The 18901-nt window shown below is 39.2% G+C and carries 20 protein-coding genes and 1 other RNA gene; 4 read left to right on the forward strand and 17 right to left on the reverse strand.

What is annotated here, in order from left to right; translation table 11 throughout:
* Positions 1-31: 31 nt before the first annotated feature.
* The 15 genes from tnpC to ssrA form a co-directional block, all read right to left on the reverse strand.
* Positions 32-1636, reverse strand: coding sequence for an IS66 family transposase (gene tnpC / locus AC5YCE_RS11170; protein ID WP_496171426.1), 1605 nt, complete (start codon positions 1634-1636; stop codon positions 32-34).
* A gap of 74 nt (positions 1637-1710) precedes the next feature.
* Positions 1711-2046: an IS66 family insertion sequence element accessory protein TnpB gene (gene tnpB / locus AC5YCE_RS11175; RefSeq protein WP_496125721.1), complete on the reverse strand. Its 336-nt coding sequence runs from the start codon at positions 2044-2046 to the stop codon at positions 1711-1713.
* A complete protein-coding gene (locus AC5YCE_RS11180) occupies positions 2043-2471 on the reverse strand; it encodes a transposase (protein ID WP_496125720.1) in 429 nt (142 codons plus the stop codon). Before AC5YCE_RS11180 ends, tnpB begins: the two co-directional genes overlap by 4 nt.
* Positions 2472-2729: 258 nt before the next feature.
* Entirely contained in the window at positions 2730-3113 is a 384-nt protein-coding gene (locus AC5YCE_RS11185) for a lysozyme inhibitor LprI family protein (protein WP_496172092.1), read from the reverse strand.
* A complete protein-coding gene (locus AC5YCE_RS11190) occupies positions 3097-4137 on the reverse strand; it encodes a pesticin C-terminus-like muramidase (protein WP_496172093.1) in 1041 nt (346 codons plus the stop codon). Before AC5YCE_RS11190 ends, AC5YCE_RS11185 begins: the two co-directional genes overlap by 17 nt.
* A gap of 599 nt (positions 4138-4736) precedes the next feature.
* Complete coding sequence (locus AC5YCE_RS11195) at positions 4737-5096, reverse strand: hypothetical protein (RefSeq protein ID WP_496172094.1); 360 nt, start codon at positions 5094-5096, stop codon at positions 4737-4739.
* A gap of 186 nt (positions 5097-5282) precedes the next feature.
* A complete protein-coding gene (locus AC5YCE_RS11200) occupies positions 5283-5477 on the reverse strand; it encodes a hypothetical protein (protein WP_496172095.1) in 195 nt (64 codons plus the stop codon).
* Complete coding sequence (locus AC5YCE_RS11205) at positions 5477-7906, reverse strand: DUF927 domain-containing protein (protein ID WP_496172096.1); 2430 nt, start codon at positions 7904-7906, stop codon at positions 5477-5479. Before AC5YCE_RS11205 ends, AC5YCE_RS11200 begins: the two co-directional genes overlap by 1 nt.
* A gap of 103 nt (positions 7907-8009) precedes the next feature.
* Positions 8010-8207 (reverse strand): hypothetical protein, encoded by a 198-nt coding sequence (locus AC5YCE_RS11210; RefSeq protein ID WP_496172097.1) that lies wholly within the window; start codon positions 8205-8207, stop codon positions 8010-8012.
* A complete protein-coding gene (locus AC5YCE_RS11215; protein ID WP_496172098.1) occupies positions 8200-8706 on the reverse strand; it encodes a BRO-N domain-containing protein in 507 nt (168 codons plus the stop codon). Before AC5YCE_RS11215 ends, AC5YCE_RS11210 begins: the two co-directional genes overlap by 8 nt.
* Positions 8707-8708: 2 nt before the next feature.
* Positions 8709-8927, reverse strand: coding sequence for a helix-turn-helix domain-containing protein (locus tag AC5YCE_RS11220; protein ID WP_496172099.1), 219 nt, complete (start codon positions 8925-8927; stop codon positions 8709-8711).
* Positions 8928-8930: 3 nt separating this feature from the next.
* The gene (locus AC5YCE_RS11225; RefSeq protein WP_496172100.1) at positions 8931-9146 is read right to left on the reverse strand and encodes a transcriptional regulator; all 216 of its coding nucleotides are present in this window, start codon (positions 9144-9146) and stop codon (positions 8931-8933) included.
* A gap of 96 nt (positions 9147-9242) precedes the next feature.
* The gene (locus AC5YCE_RS11230) at positions 9243-10193 is read right to left on the reverse strand and encodes a hypothetical protein (RefSeq protein WP_496172101.1); all 951 of its coding nucleotides are present in this window, start codon (positions 10191-10193) and stop codon (positions 9243-9245) included.
* Between the two features lie 258 nt (positions 10194-10451).
* Positions 10452-11681, reverse strand: a complete 1230-nt coding sequence (locus AC5YCE_RS11235; RefSeq protein ID WP_496172102.1) for a tyrosine-type recombinase/integrase — start codon at positions 11679-11681, stop codon at positions 10452-10454.
* A gap of 178 nt (positions 11682-11859) precedes the next feature.
* Positions 11860-12218, reverse strand: a transfer-messenger RNA (tmRNA) gene (gene ssrA, locus AC5YCE_RS11240).
* A 130-nt stretch (positions 12219-12348) separates the two neighbouring features.
* Here ssrA and glpK point away from each other — a divergent pair.
* Positions 12349-13827 (forward strand): glycerol kinase GlpK, encoded by a 1479-nt coding sequence (gene glpK / locus AC5YCE_RS11245; protein WP_496172103.1) that lies wholly within the window; start codon positions 12349-12351, stop codon positions 13825-13827.
* A 91-nt stretch (positions 13828-13918) separates the two neighbouring features.
* Here the strand turns inward: glpK and AC5YCE_RS11250 are convergent, their stop codons facing one another.
* Positions 13919-14416 (reverse strand): thioesterase family protein, encoded by a 498-nt coding sequence (locus tag AC5YCE_RS11250; RefSeq protein ID WP_496152544.1) that lies wholly within the window; start codon positions 14414-14416, stop codon positions 13919-13921.
* Between the two features lie 109 nt (positions 14417-14525).
* Between AC5YCE_RS11250 and hemB the strand changes: the two genes are divergently transcribed.
* The gene (hemB, locus tag AC5YCE_RS11255; RefSeq protein WP_496172104.1) at positions 14526-15539 is read left to right on the forward strand and encodes a porphobilinogen synthase; all 1014 of its coding nucleotides are present in this window, start codon (positions 14526-14528) and stop codon (positions 15537-15539) included.
* 219 nt (positions 15540-15758) lie between these two features.
* The gene (gene thiO / locus AC5YCE_RS11260; RefSeq protein ID WP_496172105.1) at positions 15759-16874 is read left to right on the forward strand and encodes a glycine oxidase ThiO; all 1116 of its coding nucleotides are present in this window, start codon (positions 15759-15761) and stop codon (positions 16872-16874) included.
* Between the two features lie 44 nt (positions 16875-16918).
* Here thiO and AC5YCE_RS11265 read toward each other — a convergent pair whose 3' ends face one another.
* Positions 16919-17365 (reverse strand): ABZJ_00895 family protein, encoded by a 447-nt coding sequence (locus AC5YCE_RS11265; RefSeq protein ID WP_496172106.1) that lies wholly within the window; start codon positions 17363-17365, stop codon positions 16919-16921.
* Between the two features lie 884 nt (positions 17366-18249).
* Between AC5YCE_RS11265 and AC5YCE_RS11270 the strand changes: the two genes are divergently transcribed.
* A complete protein-coding gene (locus tag AC5YCE_RS11270) occupies positions 18250-18837 on the forward strand; it encodes a hypothetical protein (protein WP_496172107.1) in 588 nt (195 codons plus the stop codon).
* The last annotated feature ends 64 nt before the right edge of the window (positions 18838-18901 follow it).

Genomic DNA, 18901 nt, shown 5'->3' on the forward strand with positions numbered 1-18901 from the left:
GTAAACATCCGCTGAACCCCATTGCTATGTTTTAACGGGGTTCAGGTTTCCAGCGGTGTGGCAGTAATTCTTCTATTTGAGTCACTTTATGTGTCGGCAACCTTTTCAGCACATCACTTAAATAGGCATACGGATCCAGCCCATTCAGTTTTGCTGACTGGATTAAAGTCATGATATTTGCCGCTCGCTGACCACTGCGCAGCGAACCTGCAAATAACCAGTTCTTACGCCCCAAAGCCCAAGGCCGCATTTGATTCTCTGCCCAATTATTGCAAATAGGTAGATTGCCATCATCCAGATAACGGCTTAAGGCTTCCCAACGTTTTAGGCTGTAATTGATGGCTTTAGCAGTTGCAGAGCTTAAGGGTACTGCAAGTTGATGTTGTGTCAGCCATTCATACAGTTGCTGCATAACAGCTTGACTATACTGTTGCCGGTACTTATAGCGTTGTTCTGCTGTACCGTCGGTATTTTTTCTTATTTCAGCCTCTATCGCATAGAGCTTCTGAATCAAGAACAAAGCCTGTTCTGCAATCTGACTTTTTCCAGTCACATGCAACTCATGGAATTTACGACGTGCATGCGCCATGCAGCCCACCTCAATGACCTGACCTGATCTAAAGCGTGCTTTGTAGCCACTGTAATCATCACAGACCAGATGACCCTGCCAGCCTTTCAGGAACTCTTCAGCATGCTGACCTGAACGGCTATCCTGAAAGTCATAAATCACGGCTTGAATTGGATTATATTGAGTTGTTGCATAAGCCCAGACATAACCTTTCTTCGGTTTTTTATCTTTATCATCCATCCGCATGATGGTGACAGGTGTTTCATCTGCATGAATCACCGCTTGCTGTAGGATCACCTTCCTTAATGCATCGGTTAGGCCTTCTAACTCTACACCACAGCGACCTATCCAGTCAGATAAGGTTGATCTGGACAGATCAACACCTGCGCGTAGAAAGATTTGACGTTGACGGTACAGTGGTAAATGATCGGCATATTTAGACACCAGTACATGGCTAAGCAGTTCAGGTGCAGCGATTCCTTTCTCAATCACATAGGCCGGCATTGCTTGTTGGGTCAGTGTGTCACATTGATCACACACCCATTTGCCACGCACATGCTGTTCCTTATAGAACTGTGCCGGTCTGAAATTCAGTTTTTCACTGATATCTTCGCCAATACGACGCAAGGTGCAGCCACAAGCACATTGGGTTGATGCAGGTTCATGCTCAATACGGAGGGTTGGCAGGTGATCTGGCAGTGGTCGACGTTTAGGTTTGTTGACTGGGGCTTTCTGCGCAGCTGCATTGGTTTTATCTGCATTCAGCCGTTCCAGTTCCAGATCAACCGCAGCAATATCTTCTTCGACCGCTTCGTCCCATAGATGGATTTGTTTTGCGCTTAGATGTTCGTTTTTACTGCCGAATTTATGCTGTTTAAATAGCGCAAGCTCATGCTCGTATTTTTGATTAAGAATGGAAAGATGTTGATTCGTGACTTCAAGATGTTGAACTTTGGCATCTAATTGTTGTTTATCTTCTGCGAGTTGTTGATGCTGCAGCGCCAACTGCCGGGTAAATTCCAGCAGTTGTTCATGGGTCAGTTGGCTTAAATCAGGCAGCGTATTCATGACCGCAGTATGGCTGAGATCATGAATATGTGTAAATAAAACGTTTGGAGAATAGCAGAATGGATGAGCTTGGTTTAGAGCATATTCACCACCTGCTGTAAGCCGATTCTCTGCCAGGGCAGACCCTGAATTAACGCCTGTAACTGTTCCGGGCTGATCGCCACGGTTTCACCCTGGTGAACCTGAGCCCAGTGAAATTTGCCCTGTTCCAACCGCCGGGCACACAGCCAGATGCCCAGTCCATCATGCACCAGTACTTTCATGCGATGGCCACGTTTATTACAGAACAGGTAGGCGCAGTGTGGTTTGATATAGCCAAATGCTCTCAGCACCTGAGCCATGGCAGTATCCATACCTGCACGCATATCCATCGGCTGGGTAGCAAGCCAGATTTCATCGATACGGATCATTTGATCAAGCCCTGAATTAAAGGCAGTAATTCCTTTGCCGATTCCACCGGCCAGTCGATCTCGATCATCTGATCCCGTGCGGAACCTTGTTCCTTATGCAATGGAATCCTGATATGAGCGACAGCATTCTTCTCTGGCACAGGTGGCGGAGGTGCTTCTTGTCTGACTGGAGTCGGGTGAAGAATGATGGGAAGAAAGTCGGTCTGTGGACTGGATGGGCTTTTTAATGCAGGGGGCATTGATCTGGACTGGCGAATCCATTTATGCAGCAGATTGGCATTGATCTGATGTTGCATTGCAACCTTAGCTACTGACGTATCTGGCTGCTGGCAAAGCTCGACCAGGTACTGTTTAAACTCAGCTGCGAAGATTCTGCGGGTTCTTTCTGTCGTTTGTTCAGTGTCTATAAAAGTGTCTAAGGCCATAAACATAATGTCCATTTAATAAATAATGGACACTATCGGGATATTGAGCAAATAAGAAAAGTGGGGTTCAGCGGACGCTTACGATTTATCTTATGATTTTAAAGAAAATCCTTATCCGTGATTCGCGGTTAATTAATAATTTTTTAAACATGATTCAACTCCATATAAGCCATTGAATTATAAAAGCCGTAGATAGAAAATTACATGACAAAAGTAGCCCTTATGCCTTCAAAACGCTTATATAGAAGGAGTTAAATTTTATTTATACTTTATTAAATACTTAGTCCGTTGATTTGTCATATCAATCTTACATTGCATAGCTTCAAAATGACTTTCTCTTCCATATTGTTTTTCATCAGCAACACAAGAAGACTCTACCTTTTTAATCCAATTGCGTTGTCGATGTTTAAGTTGAAGTTGCTTAGATTTACTTAAACTGCTCATTTTGTTTTTATAAGCAACATTTAACTTTTTATCTGCATCTTCAAAATCATCAATATAACAGCCTAAAATATCGTTAAAAACGACACTATCAGGAACACATTCAGCTCTGTATTCTTCGGACGTACTAGCAACAGTATTAAAGTTTGCAAATAGAGCAACTAGGGCTACAGAAAAACTGTATTTATTTATAGCAATCACAGTTAACTCCTTTTTCAAAAATATCTGCTTCTTCTCTGCGTCTCTTACCAACGCCACTATTTCCTTTAGGACCTGTTTTATTCCAAAGCTTAGACATATCCCTCATAATATTCGGAATTTTTTCAGGAGTATTTGCTTTAAGTGCATCACGGATTTGTCGCATGTGTACTCTGGTTAAACCATTTTTAGGATCTTTCAATGATGGACCTCTATTGAAGACTAGAGAAAGAAGTACACCTTGACAATGTGGATGTAGATCTAAAGCTTCAGGGTAAACAGATAGTACTTGTTCAGCATATCTTGTCTTTAATGCAGTTGCTAACTGATAACCTTTTTCTTTTGTAATCGTAATATCTGAAAGAGATGGTACTAAAGCTTTCGCTGCTGCACCTTTCTTACCTTGAGCTTTAAGCAATCTATCAATTTGAGCTTTTGTATAATAAGGTGCTAAGTCTTTTTGAATTTGAGCAACAGATTGCTGACCTAAATCATAACCAATCGCAAGTGTTACACCACTTACATTATCGCCTGGCTGATAAGGTTTTGATTCGAATTTTTCAAACTCTAAAATCTTTTTCCATGTTTCCATAGAAATAATATACGGACCTGGATTAGTGTTAAAGCTGATTGTTTCTACAACACATTCAGGAGGACAAGCTGTATTATTTTCAGCAACAAGACTATTTTGTAAAGCTTGCTGAGTATTAATTGGAGTTGATAGAGAAGGTACTGAAGAACCTCCGCCACCTGAACCACTACCGCTTGTTCTCACAACTAATGTTTGTTGAGGTAAAAAAGTAGCTCCGCAGCTAGTCTTATCACCTGCCATGATGATAGTTTTTGATCCTACTGTAAGAAAACCTTTACCTGAAGAAATAGCAGATACAGTCGTTTTACACTTAGGGCATACATGCTTCATACCCTCTAAATGAACTGCCTTACCTTCAACTAGAAAAGAACTATCAGCTTCTACGACAATTCCACCGTGATCTGTTTTGCAACCTATTGTTATGAGGGCTTTCATTTTTTTGTTTAATACTGCTTATATAATAGTTTATTTAAACACAATAAATGAACAACTGTAAACATTACATCTAATAACAAGAAACCATATCGGCTTTTAACGAAATTACGAATAGTCTCATCATTTTATCGATTTGGTATGACAACTCATTACATATTTTAAGAATAATTTGCATGAGGTTGAACAGTAGCAAGGGGGGAGTGTAAAACTTGAAAATGCTTCACTGACCTAGACCGCCCCCATCCCACGTATAAAAAAAATTCTGTTTTTAGCCAAAAAGTGCATGTAAAGCTAACTTTTTGGCTGTAAGCCTTTATTTACAAGGTTTATCGCGTCTTTGAGATTAACTTGTAAATTAACTTTCAGCATGTTTTCTAACCCAAAAGTTAACTTCTAAAGGTTAAAAGTGCATATAAAGTTAATGAAAGTGCATATCTGCACTTCTGACAGTTTTCAGCATAATCATATTGTTATGGGTTGGATTTAGAATCCAGACCTTTTCGCTACTTATAACGACAACCTAATTTATTGTTTTTAAAGCAAAGTGTAAAATTTCTCTGTCATCCATTCAGTATTTAAAATATGAAAATTGTAGCTTTTCAATTAGGATTTTCTAACATACATTTCTGCTCAACATCACTCATAAAGTTTGACATGATTACGGCGCTACCAATCATATCGGGGATTATTGGTTGTTCATAAGCTTCATCAATGAGTTTATTAATTTCTTCTTTGTTAAATTTATCACTCAATTTGCGAACATCTTTTTTAAGATTTTTTATCTTTTCCCCATCTTGCCTTAACCCCATGATTAAATAAGCTCTATTTGCTAACACAAAACAATAATCACCCTCCTGATTGCCAAGTATATCTTCAAGTTCATTTTTTTCATTAGCAAGCACTGAAAATGGAAATAAAAGGGCTGAAATAAGAAGGAGATTTATTTTTATAAATTTCAAGTTAATTCACTCTAAATTATGGTCTTATTATATTAGCCTAAAACTAACATCATCCATTGGGAAATTACTGGCTCTCGGGTTCACGACCCAATACACCCATTAATATAACTTTGTTCATGTTTGGCATTGTCCTAAATCTCTTAATTTTTTTGAGGATGTGCATTTATTAAGGGCAACATGGGCAACTTAGGCAACATGCTTGCTATGGTAGTGTTTCAGGCTGTTGCCTGTTTTTTTTAGCTTGGGCAACATGGGCAACACGTTAAGATTTAGCTTAATTGTTGCCTTTGTTGCCTGTTGCATTTTCAATAGGGCAACACGTTCAAAGCCTTTATTTTCAAGGCTGTTGCCCTTGTTGCCTTTGTTGCCCTCTATTTTCACTATCCCCAACTAAAAATAGCGTCTTTGACTGCATAAACTCGAATGGCTTTGCTTCGACTGGGTAATCGAACGGTTTTTGTGTTCTTACCTGTGTCATGCTCTATCAATTTCTCAATCAATAATGCTTTGGCAACCTTTCGACTGTCCTGTCCTTTACATACCTCATTCTTGAATTGCTCAGGCAGTACAAGAAATAACTTTTCGCCGTTTTCGATCTTCCAATAGCCCACACGATTGATAATTTTCTCGATGTGGTCGGGGTCAGGTGTAATTGCCTCGAATCGGCTTGATTCATTTGCCTCAAAGAACGCTTTTACATGCAAAATGTATTCTCTGCTCTGATAGTCCCCAACATACTCAAAGTCATTCACCCATGCATTAAAGACAGTTTTCACGGCATGGACTGCTGTACCTGTTTGCCATCCTGTAATCCCTGCTTGAGTTGCCAATTCGCCTGCAACGGCAATCAAAGCAAAAGCATTCGCCACTCGTACAATATGACCTTGTTGATGCTCAGCGACCAATTCAAGGTGGTATTGCGCTAGTAGCTGTTTGGCTTGGCTTATGACCTTATCCTTATCATGGGTGAGGTATTTCAGCCACTCCATGCCTGCTACGCCATAAGATTGATTAGAACGCTCTACCAATAGTCGGGACTGTTTTGCACCATCTTCGGCAAAGTCAATCTGATCAAATAAACCATATTCGGATTGGTCTATATCAATATCAATCAAACGGATTTCTTGCCCTAGCTTGGTCTTTTGTCCGTTCTCTTGCATGATTTCTTTAAGACTCTTTTCACCAGTAGACAGAAATATGACTTTCCATGCATAGGAGGGTTTAGCCGTAATTTGTTTGGTGAGTCGTGCCTTACCTTTACCATTGGCAAGCATATAGGCAATATTGCCTAGCTCTTTAGGATTGGCGACTTCACCAATTTCATCCAGTGCCAAGAATCCATCATTATGAATATAGGCGGTATGTTCTAAAGCATTGCCTGTAGACTTCCACGTTTTGCAATAATTGCTTGGTTTACCCCATACACTACACCCGACATATAACGCTGTAGTTTTACCTTTAGATGATTGCCCTTTGAAGTGTACGCCTGCGCCTGTTTGTTGCTCCAGTGGTGCAAGTAATTGCCCTGCAAAAGCAGAACTCAATGCAACGACTAATTTTGAGTGAGTTGCCAGGGGAATAGAAATATCCTTTTGCCACTGCTCTAGTGTGCCGTTGCTTTGATAGTTGCTATCAAGTCCTTGGGTCGTTTGATATACGATTAAATCACCATTTTCATGCTGTCCGATCTGTTTATTGGGCAATACAAAAACATCGTCATGCCATCCAACACGATCAACACATAAAGCCCTTGTTTCAGTCGGGTAGCTCATCAAATAACTTTGGAGTAAATTTCTAGCTCTGCCATCAGGGGCAATGATGACGCCTTGATAGGCTAGGGCTTTGCGTAGTTCGATGCCATCAGACTGAAATAGCTCCATCGACAAGGCTTGAGTATGTTTAATCCCATCAGCATCGTACCATTCCACTAAACGTCCCCAAGCGTTATTGGTGGTATCTCTTGTTTGAGCCAATACTTTGATCGGACTTGAAACATAGCGTTTGTGTTCATCATCTTTGGTCTGTTCAATGTAGTACAAGCCACTTTCTAAAAGATGGAATACGCCATCACCATAGCGGAATGGTTTAGCTAAATGACCCTTTGGTAGAGCATTATTTTTTGGCAATTTCTCGATTGCCTCATCAATGAATGCTTGTATTTCCTCGGCATCATCATCCTTAGATAGATCGGTATGCAAAGCAATATTTTCATATTGCACGGTTTGACTCAGCAACTTAACTACCGTGTTTTGCTCTAACTGCTGAAATGGCTCAAGCTGTATATGTTCGGCTCTCACTGGCATATATACCTGTGTATAGCCTGCCTTTGATAATTGCTGAATAACAAACTGTATTTGTTCAAAATCAAAGGCTTTGAGTGCTGTTTGAGTCTGATTACACAATTGAGGCAAAACCACCAAAACAACGGCATAACCTGTTTGAGCAATCTTAAAGAATGCCTCTAGGTTGTGAGAAATAATCACTGGCTGATCTTCTTTGAGTTCGCCAAAGTATGCAAAGCCTTTTGCTATGCTTCCCTCGCTAAACTCTACACGCTTACCCTCATCTAAAATGGCACAATGAATAGACTCTAAACGTCCGTTATAAATTGGCAATATTAAAGGCTGTTCATAAGCAATATCGTTTATTTCAACCGTGTTTTGATTCACATAGATCGGCTGTAATGGACTGCCAAATCGTTGAATAATGCCATGCTGTAAATACTGTGCATCTTGTGGCATCCACTTCACACAATCCGCTATAATTTGATCGGGTGTTATCTGTTGTTGGGGGGTATCATGATGAATCATTGTGTACCCCTTTTTAATTGCTTTAATTCGTTTTGCAGATATTTAGCAACATCCGATAGGCTCAAGGTATGACAACTCATTACATATTTTAGTGTTTTCATGCTCAAAGCTCCTCTTGAGTGATTTCAATCACTTCAATCATTCGTTCTTTGATAGCTTCCATTGAGAAGGTTTTACCCTCCTCAATATCAATAATTAAACCGACTGCAACATCGTAAATACTAAATAAACGAGCCTCATCATCTGTGATTGGTTGGCTGTCATGCTTAATTTTGGATTTAAAATCTATAATTTCACCCATGCTTTAAGCCCTCAAATGCAAGTTGTATATTTGATTTGCATGTTGCTATACGAATCGCATTTAAGAGTTTTTCATGTTTACGGCGGTGCATACCTAAGCTGTGAAATGTGCCTTTATCTTTAGATACTTTTTCTTGCATACAAAGGCGGTTTAATTCCTCAAAGGCTATCTGACGTGCTGAATAACTGCCTGTCTTACGAATCGTTGGTAGCACCTCTGCAAATACCCAATTTTGAAAATTCAATGCTTCAGGTTTATTGGATCGGAAAACAATGCGGTATAGATTTTCCTCACTGATAAAAGTAATGTTTTGATTACCGCTTGTGGTAGGGATACACAAACTATGTGTACCCTTTGGATTTAGGTTAAATCGGCTTGGGTTTGCTCGTTGCATCCCTAGAGCATTACAAGTATCAGCAAGACAAAAAAGAGGTTGCTCATTTTCATCAAGCACAATTCGAACACCGTGATGATTAAAATTAAAAATAGATGGTTTCATGGTTACACCCCTTTCAATTCATAACGTGCATGACTACCAGTCCCCGAACTATTACGCTCGTTGTAGGTCACAATGTCATAACCTGAATTACGTAAACGCTTGATGATTGCACTTAGCCGATAACATTTAAAAAGTCGGATGGCTTCTACTTGAGTGATGCTTCGACCTTGCTTGAGATGGGATAAAACTTTTTCAACTTGGGTGTTGTATATGTTTTCCATTTTTTAAGCCTCCATTTCTGCAAGGCTTTGTTTTTTGCTGTTATGCCATTCCAAAAGCTCAACATAGTCGAAATAAACTGGTGATTGTTTGCTTTCACCTGTTTTGATTGGTCGAGGGAATGAGGCATCTGTACGCACGATATGGCGCAATGATTCACGGCTTATATCTAGTAGTTTACAAGCTGTTTTAAATTGAATTCGAATTGGTTGAATAGCCATAAAGAGCCCATATATGAAAGAATATGGACAAAGTGTGGGATTTTTTTTTGATTATTAAAATTTGGGCAAGTACGCTTAATATAGATAAAGTAACACTTACTCTAGATTCTTTTTCCTTCCTGCCAATGTTGCGTATGTAGGAGTGACAGATTTAATCCAGCCTTTGATAGACTCCGGTTTATCTGGTAACTCATCCCTATACTCTGAATCGTATAGTGTATTCCAAACTATTTGACACATTTCTCCTGTTTTAATTAATTCTTCTTTATCATTCTTCCATAAATGCAATGCAATTGCCCTTGCTGATATTTGGGCATACTCCTTTGCAATACTCTTCCCTTTTGGCTTAGAAAAATCATGCCTTTCGTCTAAATCTTTTTGATTGATACTCTGACTATCACGAATACATAATTCAGAATTTAATACTCTAAGTAGCTGATTATGAGTTATACAAAGATCCTTTTGTCTCACTATAGGGTGATATATAAAATTGCCTTCATCATTTTCAAACTCATAATATTTTTTAGGTCTACTAAAATCCTGTTCACTTATTGATTTAAGCATTGGATAAATAGCTAATATTTTGATTTCATTTATTTCCTTCTCTTCTATATATTTTAAATATCTATGCTTCATAGTTGTGTAAGTTAGAAAATTCGATATATTTTGTGCTTCAGCTTGCAGATTCGTTATATTACAAAATCCAAAATCGTTGGTCTCAGCTTTGCCGAAGAGAACTATTTGATGAAGTGAAGAATATTCTACTTCCAACAAAGTCCCCCACATCATTTCCGTCTGAATAATTTCTTCTGTTATTCTTATTAATTCAAAGTATTTACCACCCTCTTGAGGCAATGCAATCGGACAGTTAACATCTACTGATACATCAAAATTTCCTAAAAAATATGTATGTAATTTTAAATCATATACTAGGGCTATATTTAACAATTTCTGAATGTTATAACAATCGGACTCTAACGTCTTATTCAATTCCTTAACTGCGTCTTGTAAACTATAAAATGGTGCGGGATGTTTAATACTTTTCATTCTTAGCCTTATTTTACCTAAGCATAATCATTAACTAATACAATTCAGTACTAACCTTTCAACCCTTCAGGCTAGACTTAGCAAACTGAATATAAACGATATTTGGCTATATATGTGTATTTATTGGAATGAGTGCGAAAAGTCTTGTCACTTAACTTTTTGAATTGAACAGCGTTTTGATATTTCTCGGTACGCAGTACGCATTAAAGTACGCACACTTGTTCTTATTTTTTATGCGCACTCCCATCATCAAAACATTTACTTAGCTTTTTTAAATTGAATAATGCTCTGATCTGCTATTTCTTCTAAATGGTCTGCATACCACTGCATCATTGTCGTTCTGTCTTGCAGGTACTGGGCTTTGTTATATACCCCTGCTACACCATCCTTAACATGGGCTAGAGCTGATTCAATGTGTCGCTCATCAAAGCCACGATTATTGAGTAAGGTACTGGCAATATGCCGAAATCCATGCGGTGTCTGTCTACCCTCGTACCCTAAACGCCGTAAAGCCATGATAAAAACTGCATCGGACTTCGGTTTATTCTTGTCGGATCGGCTTGGAAATAAATAATCAGAATGAGTTTCATACGTTCTCAATTCATTGAGTATGGCTACGGCTTGACTCGGCAAAGGTATAACATGCTCACGGCGTTTCTTCATTCTTGTTTCTGGAATATTCCAAACAGCATTATCTAAATCAAACTCATGCCACTGAGCTTCCCTTAATTCAGTAGGGCGACAAAACAACATAGATAAAAGCTGTAATCCCGACCTTACATCCATTGTTGGGTAGCTATTAATCGCTCTAAGTAGAACAGGTAGTTCTTGCTCACTCACATGAGCCATATTTTCTTTTTTGCCCTGCTGTAGATACTTTTGAATACCCTCTAATGGGTTGTAGTCTATACGTCCAGTCACTTTAGCAAAGTCATAAATATCACGACACATGGCACGAATACGATTTACCTGTTCAAAAATGCCCTGCTCTTGTTGTATCCCTTTTAAATGATTCATCCACTCAATCGGACGAATTGTGGTGTACAAGCGTTTCCCAAAAGTCGGAAATATATGCTTTTCTAAAGCTCCTTTATTTCGAGTCATTGTATCTACGACCCACGAATTAACTTTAGTGTCTAAATACTCTCTCGCTAAAACTTCAAAAGTTGCATTGTTCTGTTCTAGCTCTTGGCGTTTACGTTCCTGTTTAGTGATGATTGGATTATCGCCGTGAGAAATATCCTTAATAATCTCAGATGCTTTTTTTCTTGCACCTTTACCCGATAATTCGGGATAAGTACCAATACCAAGCCACGACCACTTACCATCAGCCTTTTTGTATCTGAATAACCATGCTTTTTTACCATCAGGCTTTACACGGAAGTACAGTCCATCACCGTCTAGCTCTCTATATTCTTTTGATTCGGCTTCGAGATTAGCTAAAACAGTATCAGACAATGGACGGCGTTTAATATCGGCTCTTTTCACTCTTGTACACCAATCAGTTCGATAAAACATGAAATGTACATGAGAGTGTACACGCCGTATGTACACTGTAGCTAGTTATATTTAGTTATGTTCAGGCATAAAAAAAGGCTTAAACCCTTACAGTTCAAGCCTTTCCACTTTATATTTTGCTATGTTTGCGCATATAAAGTTAGTGTTTTGGTGGAGATGGCGGGAGTCGAACCCGCGTCCGCAAGCACTACACTCGAGAATACTACATGCTTAGATATCGTCAATTATTTTAACCCGTTGCGACCCGACGAACAGGGTGCTAAGGCGATCCTCTAAATTTAGTACAAAGCCCCGAGGCGTGACTTTAATACGGACTTGTGTGCGTGCGCTTCAGTCGGACTCTCTAACCACAAGTATTCGGAGAGGCGGACAAGCTGCCCTTAGGCAGCTAGAGCGTATGATTCGTCGTTTGCGACTAAAAAATGCAAATTTGATTTACGAGAGAAAATGCGCTCTCGGCATGCATCTATGAGCTTCATCACCAGCGTCGAAGCCAGGAACATCCCCAAAGTACAGCGTAATCATAGCATACTTGTAGAAAAATACGATGTAATTTTCAAACAATTACACATCTTCATGCGCTTAATTTCATAATTGCGCTAATATTTTGTTTTTCAAGTCTAAGATTTAAAAATATATGAGTTACTTACTTGCACTTGATCAGGGAACGACGTCCAGTCGTGCGATCATTTTTGACGAACACGGAAATGTTCACGCAACAGCTCAACGTGAAATCCACATTAAGACTCCGCAATCTGGCTGGGTTGAACAAGATGCTCAAGAAATATGGACCACTCAAATTGCAGTCGTTCAGCAAGCGATTGCTTCCGCTCGTCTACTCGCCAAAGACATTAAAGCGATTGGACTCACCAATCAGCGTGAAACTACCGTGGTTTGGGACAAGCGTACAGGTCAGCCACTCGCCCCTGCAATCGTCTGGCAAGATCGACGTGCAAGCTCATGGTGCCAACAACTCATTCAAAATCAGCATGAAAAGTGCATTCAAAACATTACAGGTTTACGCATCGACCCCTATTTTAGTGCTGGAAAATTGGTCTGGTTATTCGAACATGTAGATGGCTTACGTAACCTTGCAGAAAAAGGTCATGTCGCTTTTGGAACGATTGACAGTTGGTTAATGTGGAATCTAACTCAAGGTTCCGAACATGTGATTGAAATGAGTAATGCCTCTCGAACCATGCTCATGGATTTGCAAACTCAGACTTGGAGCCAAGAATTACTCGATTTATTTAATATTCCAAGCGGTGTATTACCTCAAATCGTCAGTTCCGACCACTATATTGCTAACACTGCCAAAGGTTTATTAGGTGCAGAAATTCCAATTATGGGCGTTCTAGGCGATCAACAGTCGGCATTATTTGGTCAATCTTGCTTTGAAGTTGGTACTGCTAAAAATACCTATGGCACAGGTTGTTTTGTGCTATTCAATACAGGCGATCAGATTCAGACCAGTCAAAATCACCTGCTGTCTACGCTCGCTTGGAACTGTCAAAACAAAAATACCTATGCACTTGAAGGAAGTGTATTTATGGCAGGTGCAATTGTACAGTGGTTACGTGACGGTTTAGGCATCATTAAAAACAGCCAAGACATTGAGCGTTTAGCCTGTCAGGTCGAAAGTGTTGAAGGTGTCGTTCTCGTTCCTGCATTTACAGGACTGGGTGCACCGCATTGGGACAGTGATGCGCGTGCCTTGCTTTGTGGCATGTCGCGTGGAACGAATAAAGCACATATTGCACGGGCAGCATTAGAAGCAATTGCATTTCAAGTTTCTGATGTACTTACAGCGATGCAGTCGGATATTGGACAGCCACTGAAAGAACTGCGTGTCGATGGTGGTGCGAGTAGCAATGATATGTTGATGCAATTCCAAGCAGACATTTTAAATGTCCCTGTCCTACGTCCTAAAATGCTTGAGTCCACCGCTTGGGGTGCAGCAGCCATGGCAGGTTTAAAAGCCGGTGTATTCACACAGCTTTCAGATATCTCTGAATCTTGGCAACTTGATCGTGCTTTTGAGCCAAATATGAGTGATGATCAACGACAAGCTCATTTAAAACTTTGGCAAAATGCCTTAAATCGAGCGAAGTCTTGATAGCGTTTGAATGACATCAAAAAGCCCTCACTTTTAGCATTATGTAAATTGAGGGCTTTTATTCTTTTATCCTTTAATAAAGACTTACCAATTAGTAAGCATAAGACGCGATACCTGTTGCGATTGGCTTACCTTCATCATTGACCATATTCATGCGCATAGTACAGCCTTTACGCCCCATACGAAGGACTTCAGCCGTGGCAATAAAGTGTTTTCCACGACCCGGTGCGAGATAATCGACACGCATATCAACCGTGGCCAAACGAGAGACTTTCTTTAACGTTTCCGCCATCTGATCAGGTTCAGCACGATTATAAAGCTCTGCCATCGCCACGATACCGCCAATACTATCCAGTAAAGTTGCAGATACACCACCATGCAAAATTTGGAATGAAATATTCCCGATCAGATTCGGTTTCATTTCGATATAGCCTTGGATTTGACCATCGACTACACGCATTTGCATTTCATTGTATGAAAAATAAGGCGAAGTATTAAATACTTGAACCAATTGGTTTAAAACCACATTCAAGTCAACCTTTGCACCGTAATGCAAATTGCCCGTCCACTTTTTTTCTACATCATTCATAACAAACTCAAATCAACATAATGAGAAAAAACCATTCAGGAATTCTCCCCAAAACCGCATTAAGGGGGCTACAATAACCGCAAGTTAAATACCGAACATCGAGAATGTGATGACTTATACGTTTAATCGCCCAGCTTTTCCTGCTACACGTATGCGCCGTATTCGAAAAAATGAAAAACTCCGTGAGATGGTGAGAGAAACGCATCTATCTACAGAGCACCTCATTTATCCGGTATTTGTGCTACCAGGTCAAAATAAAACCCAAGACATCCCTAGTATGCCAAAAATCCAACGCCTTTCCGCGGATTTGTTGTTAAACAAAGCAGAAAAACTTTTGGAATTGGGTGTATCTAAATTGGCACTTTTCCCTGTAACCCCTCAAGAAGACAAAAGTTTATCCGCTGAAGCTGCTTGGCGTGATGACGGCCTCGTTCAAACTACAGTTCGTTTACTTAAAAAAGAACTGCCTGAAATGGTGCTGATTACTGATGGCGCACTTGATCCATATACCACACATGGTCAAGATGGCATCATTGATGAAACAGGTTATGTGCTCAATGATGAAACGGTTGAATGCTTAATTAAACAGGGGTTAAGTCATGCAGAAGCAGGTGCAGATGTGTTTGCACCAAGTGACATGATGGATGGTCGTATCGCTGCGATTCGTCAAGCTTTTGAAACCAATGGTCATATCTATACCAACATCATGGCGTATTCTGCGAAATATGCATCGAGTTTCTATGGCCCATTCCGCGACGCTGTCGGTTCTTCAAGTAACTTGAAAGGTGGTAACAAATATAATTACCAAATGGACGTGGGTAACCGAGCTGAAGCGCTACATGAAATTGCTCTCGATATTCAAGAAGGCGCGGATATGGTCATCGTAAAACCAGGTATGCCTTACCTCGATATCGTGCGTGAAGTGAAAGATACTTTTGGTATTCCAACCTTTGTTTATCAAGTCAGTGGTGAATATGCCATGTTGGCTGCTGCCATTCAAAATGGCTGGTTATCTGAAAGTGTAATTTTAGAATCTCTGATGAGCTGCCGTCGTGCAGGCGCAGACGGGATTTGGACTTATTTTGCTGAAGATGCAGCAAAAATGCTCAAAGGGATGAACTGATTCTTGCCATCTCACTGCATCACACACTAAAAGGCTGATCCATGATCAGCCTTTTTATATGTTTAATGCTCCTTAATCCTGTGCTCGATGCAGATGAATATTTCTTTTAAAGTTATAGTGATGAAAATGTATTTGAACATCAAATTGATTTCAAATCACTTGCAATCTAAGCGCTGTGTTTTAATATCTCACACTGTTATGAACTAGATTGAGTTTAAGATGCATATTGCCATCATTGGCTGTGGGATTAGCGGTCTATTATCTGCACTTGAATTACTCGAGCAAGGGTGCTCGATCAGCTTATTTGATCAACAACAGGCGGGTAAAGCCGCATCTTGGGCAGGTGGTGGAATTCTTTCTCCAATGTATCCATGGCGTTATCCTCAAGCCGTAAATGATTTAGCTCAGCATGGCAAACGTTTATACCAACAATGGAATAAAAAACTAAAACCAATCACAAGGATCGACTTTGAGATTCATGACAGTGGTTTGCTGATCTTTGATGAAGACGATTTTGAGATTGGTCAGCACTATGTAGATCGCCACCATGAACCAATGCAACGCTGCCAACTCCTCAATCGTGAAAAACTAGAACAAACCAATCCGCATATTGCTCAACAATTTCAGCATGCGATGTATTTCCCTGAAATTTCCAATGTACGTAATCCGCGCTTACTCAAGTCCATCATCACCTATTTAAAACAACATCCCAAAGTCAATGTATATGAAAATACATGGATTGATCATTTTGAGATTAGAAATAATAAAATCAATTCGATTAAAACCACTCAAGGTCAACACTTCACGGCGGATCAATATGTAATTGCCACAGGTTCATGGTCAGAGCATTGGTCAAATCAACTTGGACTGAAAATTCCCGTATACCCCGTTCAAGGTCAAATGCTTTTATTTAAAACCCCTGAACAATGGCTACCGACCATGTGTATGAATAAAGTCATGTATTTAATTCCGCGACAAGATGGACACATCGTCTGTGGCTCAAGCATGGATGATATTGGTTTTGACCATCGTCCGAATATCGACACGCAACGTAGAATTTATGAAGCAAGTGTGGAAATGGTGCCTGAACTCGAACAATTTCCGATTGTAAAATCATGGGCAGGATTACGTCCAAGCTCTCCGACAGGCATCCCCTATATCGGACCACTCCCAGAGCTTGAAAATGCGTGGGCGAACTTTGGACATTTTAGAAATGGATTATGCATGGGACCTGCCTCAGCCCAAATTTTACGCCAATTGATCTTAAATCAAGACACCTTATTCAATGCTGAAGCATATAGTCCAAATCGTTTACAGCCGACTGAAGCCATTTAAAGGCTTCAGTTTTAAAATATTTCTTTCAATACTGATTTTACCAATTAACCAAACTTTTTCATTGCCATACGTTGTGCTTGTTTGCCGTAAAACCAATAGGTAATGAGGTATAAGGGAATAGCTAAGATCATGATCATAATAACCGTAAGACTTAAAAATTTCCCATTAGTCATATAAAGCGTAAAGTTTTGCCATACTTCAGGGTCATTACGAGAAAACAAAAATACTCCGAACAGCACCCCTGCGATGTTATAACCCCAAAATATAAACGTATAGGCTAATGTAAACTTTTTTCGCTCTTGGTCTGTAGGCGCACGGCGTTGTTGTTTAATAAATAAATTGAGTACAAAGATCATGGCGATCATATAAGGTAAAGCCGTTACAATTCCTGCCACTTGTGGTGGTAATAATGCAGCGACTACGCCTGCGATCAATGTTAGCCCTAAACAAAGTAAAAAGAACCATAGGTAATATTTGTTCAAAGAGACCATTTTTGTTCAACCAACACTGAATAAAACAGCAGTATAAAAAAAATTGAATTTTTTTTCAGTTTATTGTCAACGGATCTGTGTAAGCCGACGTTATATAGAGTAGAAGGTCAGTAGCAACCATGAATCATTTGCCACGGCATCCGCAAATGTTCTTGGTGACCTCTAAACCAATCAGACTTATAAATCATGCTTCAAGCATTAAAGTTTAGTTGTAGCAGCCTAAATTTTCATGATCGAAGTATTTTAGCCGACGATTTTCTATCACTCGAATCGTCGGCTTTATTTTGTCTAATTTTTCGAAACTCATAATCGTAATGACAACTTTTTTTATCAATGTCATAATTACTCAGCTCCAAAAAACTAAATAAAATAGAAAAGAATCGATGCCTCCAAAGCAAAAGAACTCCAAAAACTCTAAATTTAATTTATCTGTTGGAACTCTCTTTCAAAACCCATTTATTATTTTTTTAACGACCATTGTCTTAACACTTTACTTCTATATTTGCTATGTTGCATTCCAAGAAGAAAAAAGTCTCATCCCACTGACGATGGTGACATTGATTCTAGGCTTAATCTATCAAAGTTATAAAATCACTAAAAGTTTCAAAAAAATCCTCTTTTATCTAACCATTAGTTCATTTGTAAGTTTGTTAGCATTCAGTCAAGGAGAAAATGAAACGCATTATGTTTTCGCAGAACATATAGAGATATGGATTTATTTTTTTCTTGCTATTTATCTCATTATTATGTCTATAGAGCATGATAAAAAAATAACAACACCTTTCGGTGAAGGGCTCAGTTTATTGTTTTGTTTGGCTTTTCTATATTGGCTCTTTGAAAATTACTTATTCGACTTTTCATTTATTTTGACCCAAGTCTTAAGCATGACGGTGCTTTCAATTACAGCATTTTCTGTCATACATGCATTATTTAAAATTAAACATAATGCTGTCAGTCGCTTCATTTTAAGTATAAGTACCTGTATTGCTGTTGTGATACTGTCTTTAGATAACTTATTTCAACTGATGGATCAAGGTGAACCGAGCTTAAGTAAAACACTTGCTGCAAATATGATTTTACTGATTCAATACTTCCTACTTGGCATTTCTGCATTATTTCTATTTCAAAATATCATGTTGCTACTGCAATACTTGCCCAACAAATATACTCGTTCTTACTTTTTAGATATTAAAGAAAATACTCAAGCTCATATCGAACGTTTTTCTTTAGATCAAATTTCATGGATAGAAGCGAGTTTATGTTTATTTATATCAACGTTTGCTTATACCTTGAATTATTACTTCCAAATCATTCCACCCAATATGTGCATTTGGTTGGTGATTTTGTTATGTCCACTACTCATGCAATATCTATTTGCACACTCCACACTAAAAGTTTTTGAAAATCAAACACCATTGAAAAAACACTCGACCAATCCGAATAAACGCAGAGCTAAAAGAAAGAGAAAATAATAAATATCGTTCAGAGAAATTCGTGACACAAATTGTCGTCTAAATCTTGCGTAAGCAAAGATTT

This window comes from Acinetobacter sp. CY79 (assembly GCF_059515845.1).

Coding starts and splice junctions, on each gene's coding strand:
- tnpC (WP_496171426.1), bottom strand. CDS start 1,636: ATGAATACGCTGCCTGATTTAAGCCAACTGACCCATGAACAACTGCTG.
- tnpB (WP_496125721.1), bottom strand. CDS start 2,046: ATGATCCGTATCGATGAAATCTGGCTTGCTACCCAGCCGATGGATATG.
- AC5YCE_RS11180 (WP_496125720.1), bottom strand. CDS start 2,471: ATGGCCTTAGACACTTTTATAGACACTGAACAAACGACAGAAAGAACC.
- AC5YCE_RS11190 (WP_496172093.1), bottom strand. CDS start 4,137: ATGAAAGCCCTCATAACAATAGGTTGCAAAACAGATCACGGTGGAATT.
- AC5YCE_RS11205 (WP_496172096.1), bottom strand. CDS start 7,906: ATGATTCATCATGATACCCCCCAACAACAGATAACACCCGATCAAATT.
- AC5YCE_RS11210 (WP_496172097.1), bottom strand. CDS start 8,207: ATGGGTGAAATTATAGATTTTAAATCCAAAATTAAGCATGACAGCCAA.
- AC5YCE_RS11215 (WP_496172098.1), bottom strand. CDS start 8,706: ATGAAACCATCTATTTTTAATTTTAATCATCACGGTGTTCGAATTGTG.
- AC5YCE_RS11220 (WP_496172099.1), bottom strand. CDS start 8,927: ATGGAAAACATATACAACACCCAAGTTGAAAAAGTTTTATCCCATCTC.
- AC5YCE_RS11225 (WP_496172100.1), bottom strand. CDS start 9,146: ATGGCTATTCAACCAATTCGAATTCAATTTAAAACAGCTTGTAAACTA.
- AC5YCE_RS11230 (WP_496172101.1), bottom strand. CDS start 10,193: ATGAAAAGTATTAAACATCCCGCACCATTTTATAGTTTACAAGACGCA.
- glpK (WP_496172103.1), top strand. CDS start 12,349: ATGAGTTACTTACTTGCACTTGATCAGGGAACGACGTCCAGTCGTGCG.
- AC5YCE_RS11250 (WP_496152544.1), bottom strand. CDS start 14,416: ATGAATGATGTAGAAAAAAAGTGGACGGGCAATTTGCATTACGGTGCA.
- hemB (WP_496172104.1), top strand. CDS start 14,526: ATGACTTATACGTTTAATCGCCCAGCTTTTCCTGCTACACGTATGCGC.
- thiO (WP_496172105.1), top strand. CDS start 15,759: ATGCATATTGCCATCATTGGCTGTGGGATTAGCGGTCTATTATCTGCA.
- AC5YCE_RS11265 (WP_496172106.1), bottom strand. CDS start 17,365: ATGGTCTCTTTGAACAAATATTACCTATGGTTCTTTTTACTTTGTTTA.
- AC5YCE_RS11270 (WP_496172107.1), top strand. CDS start 18,250: ATGACGGTGCTTTCAATTACAGCATTTTCTGTCATACATGCATTATTT.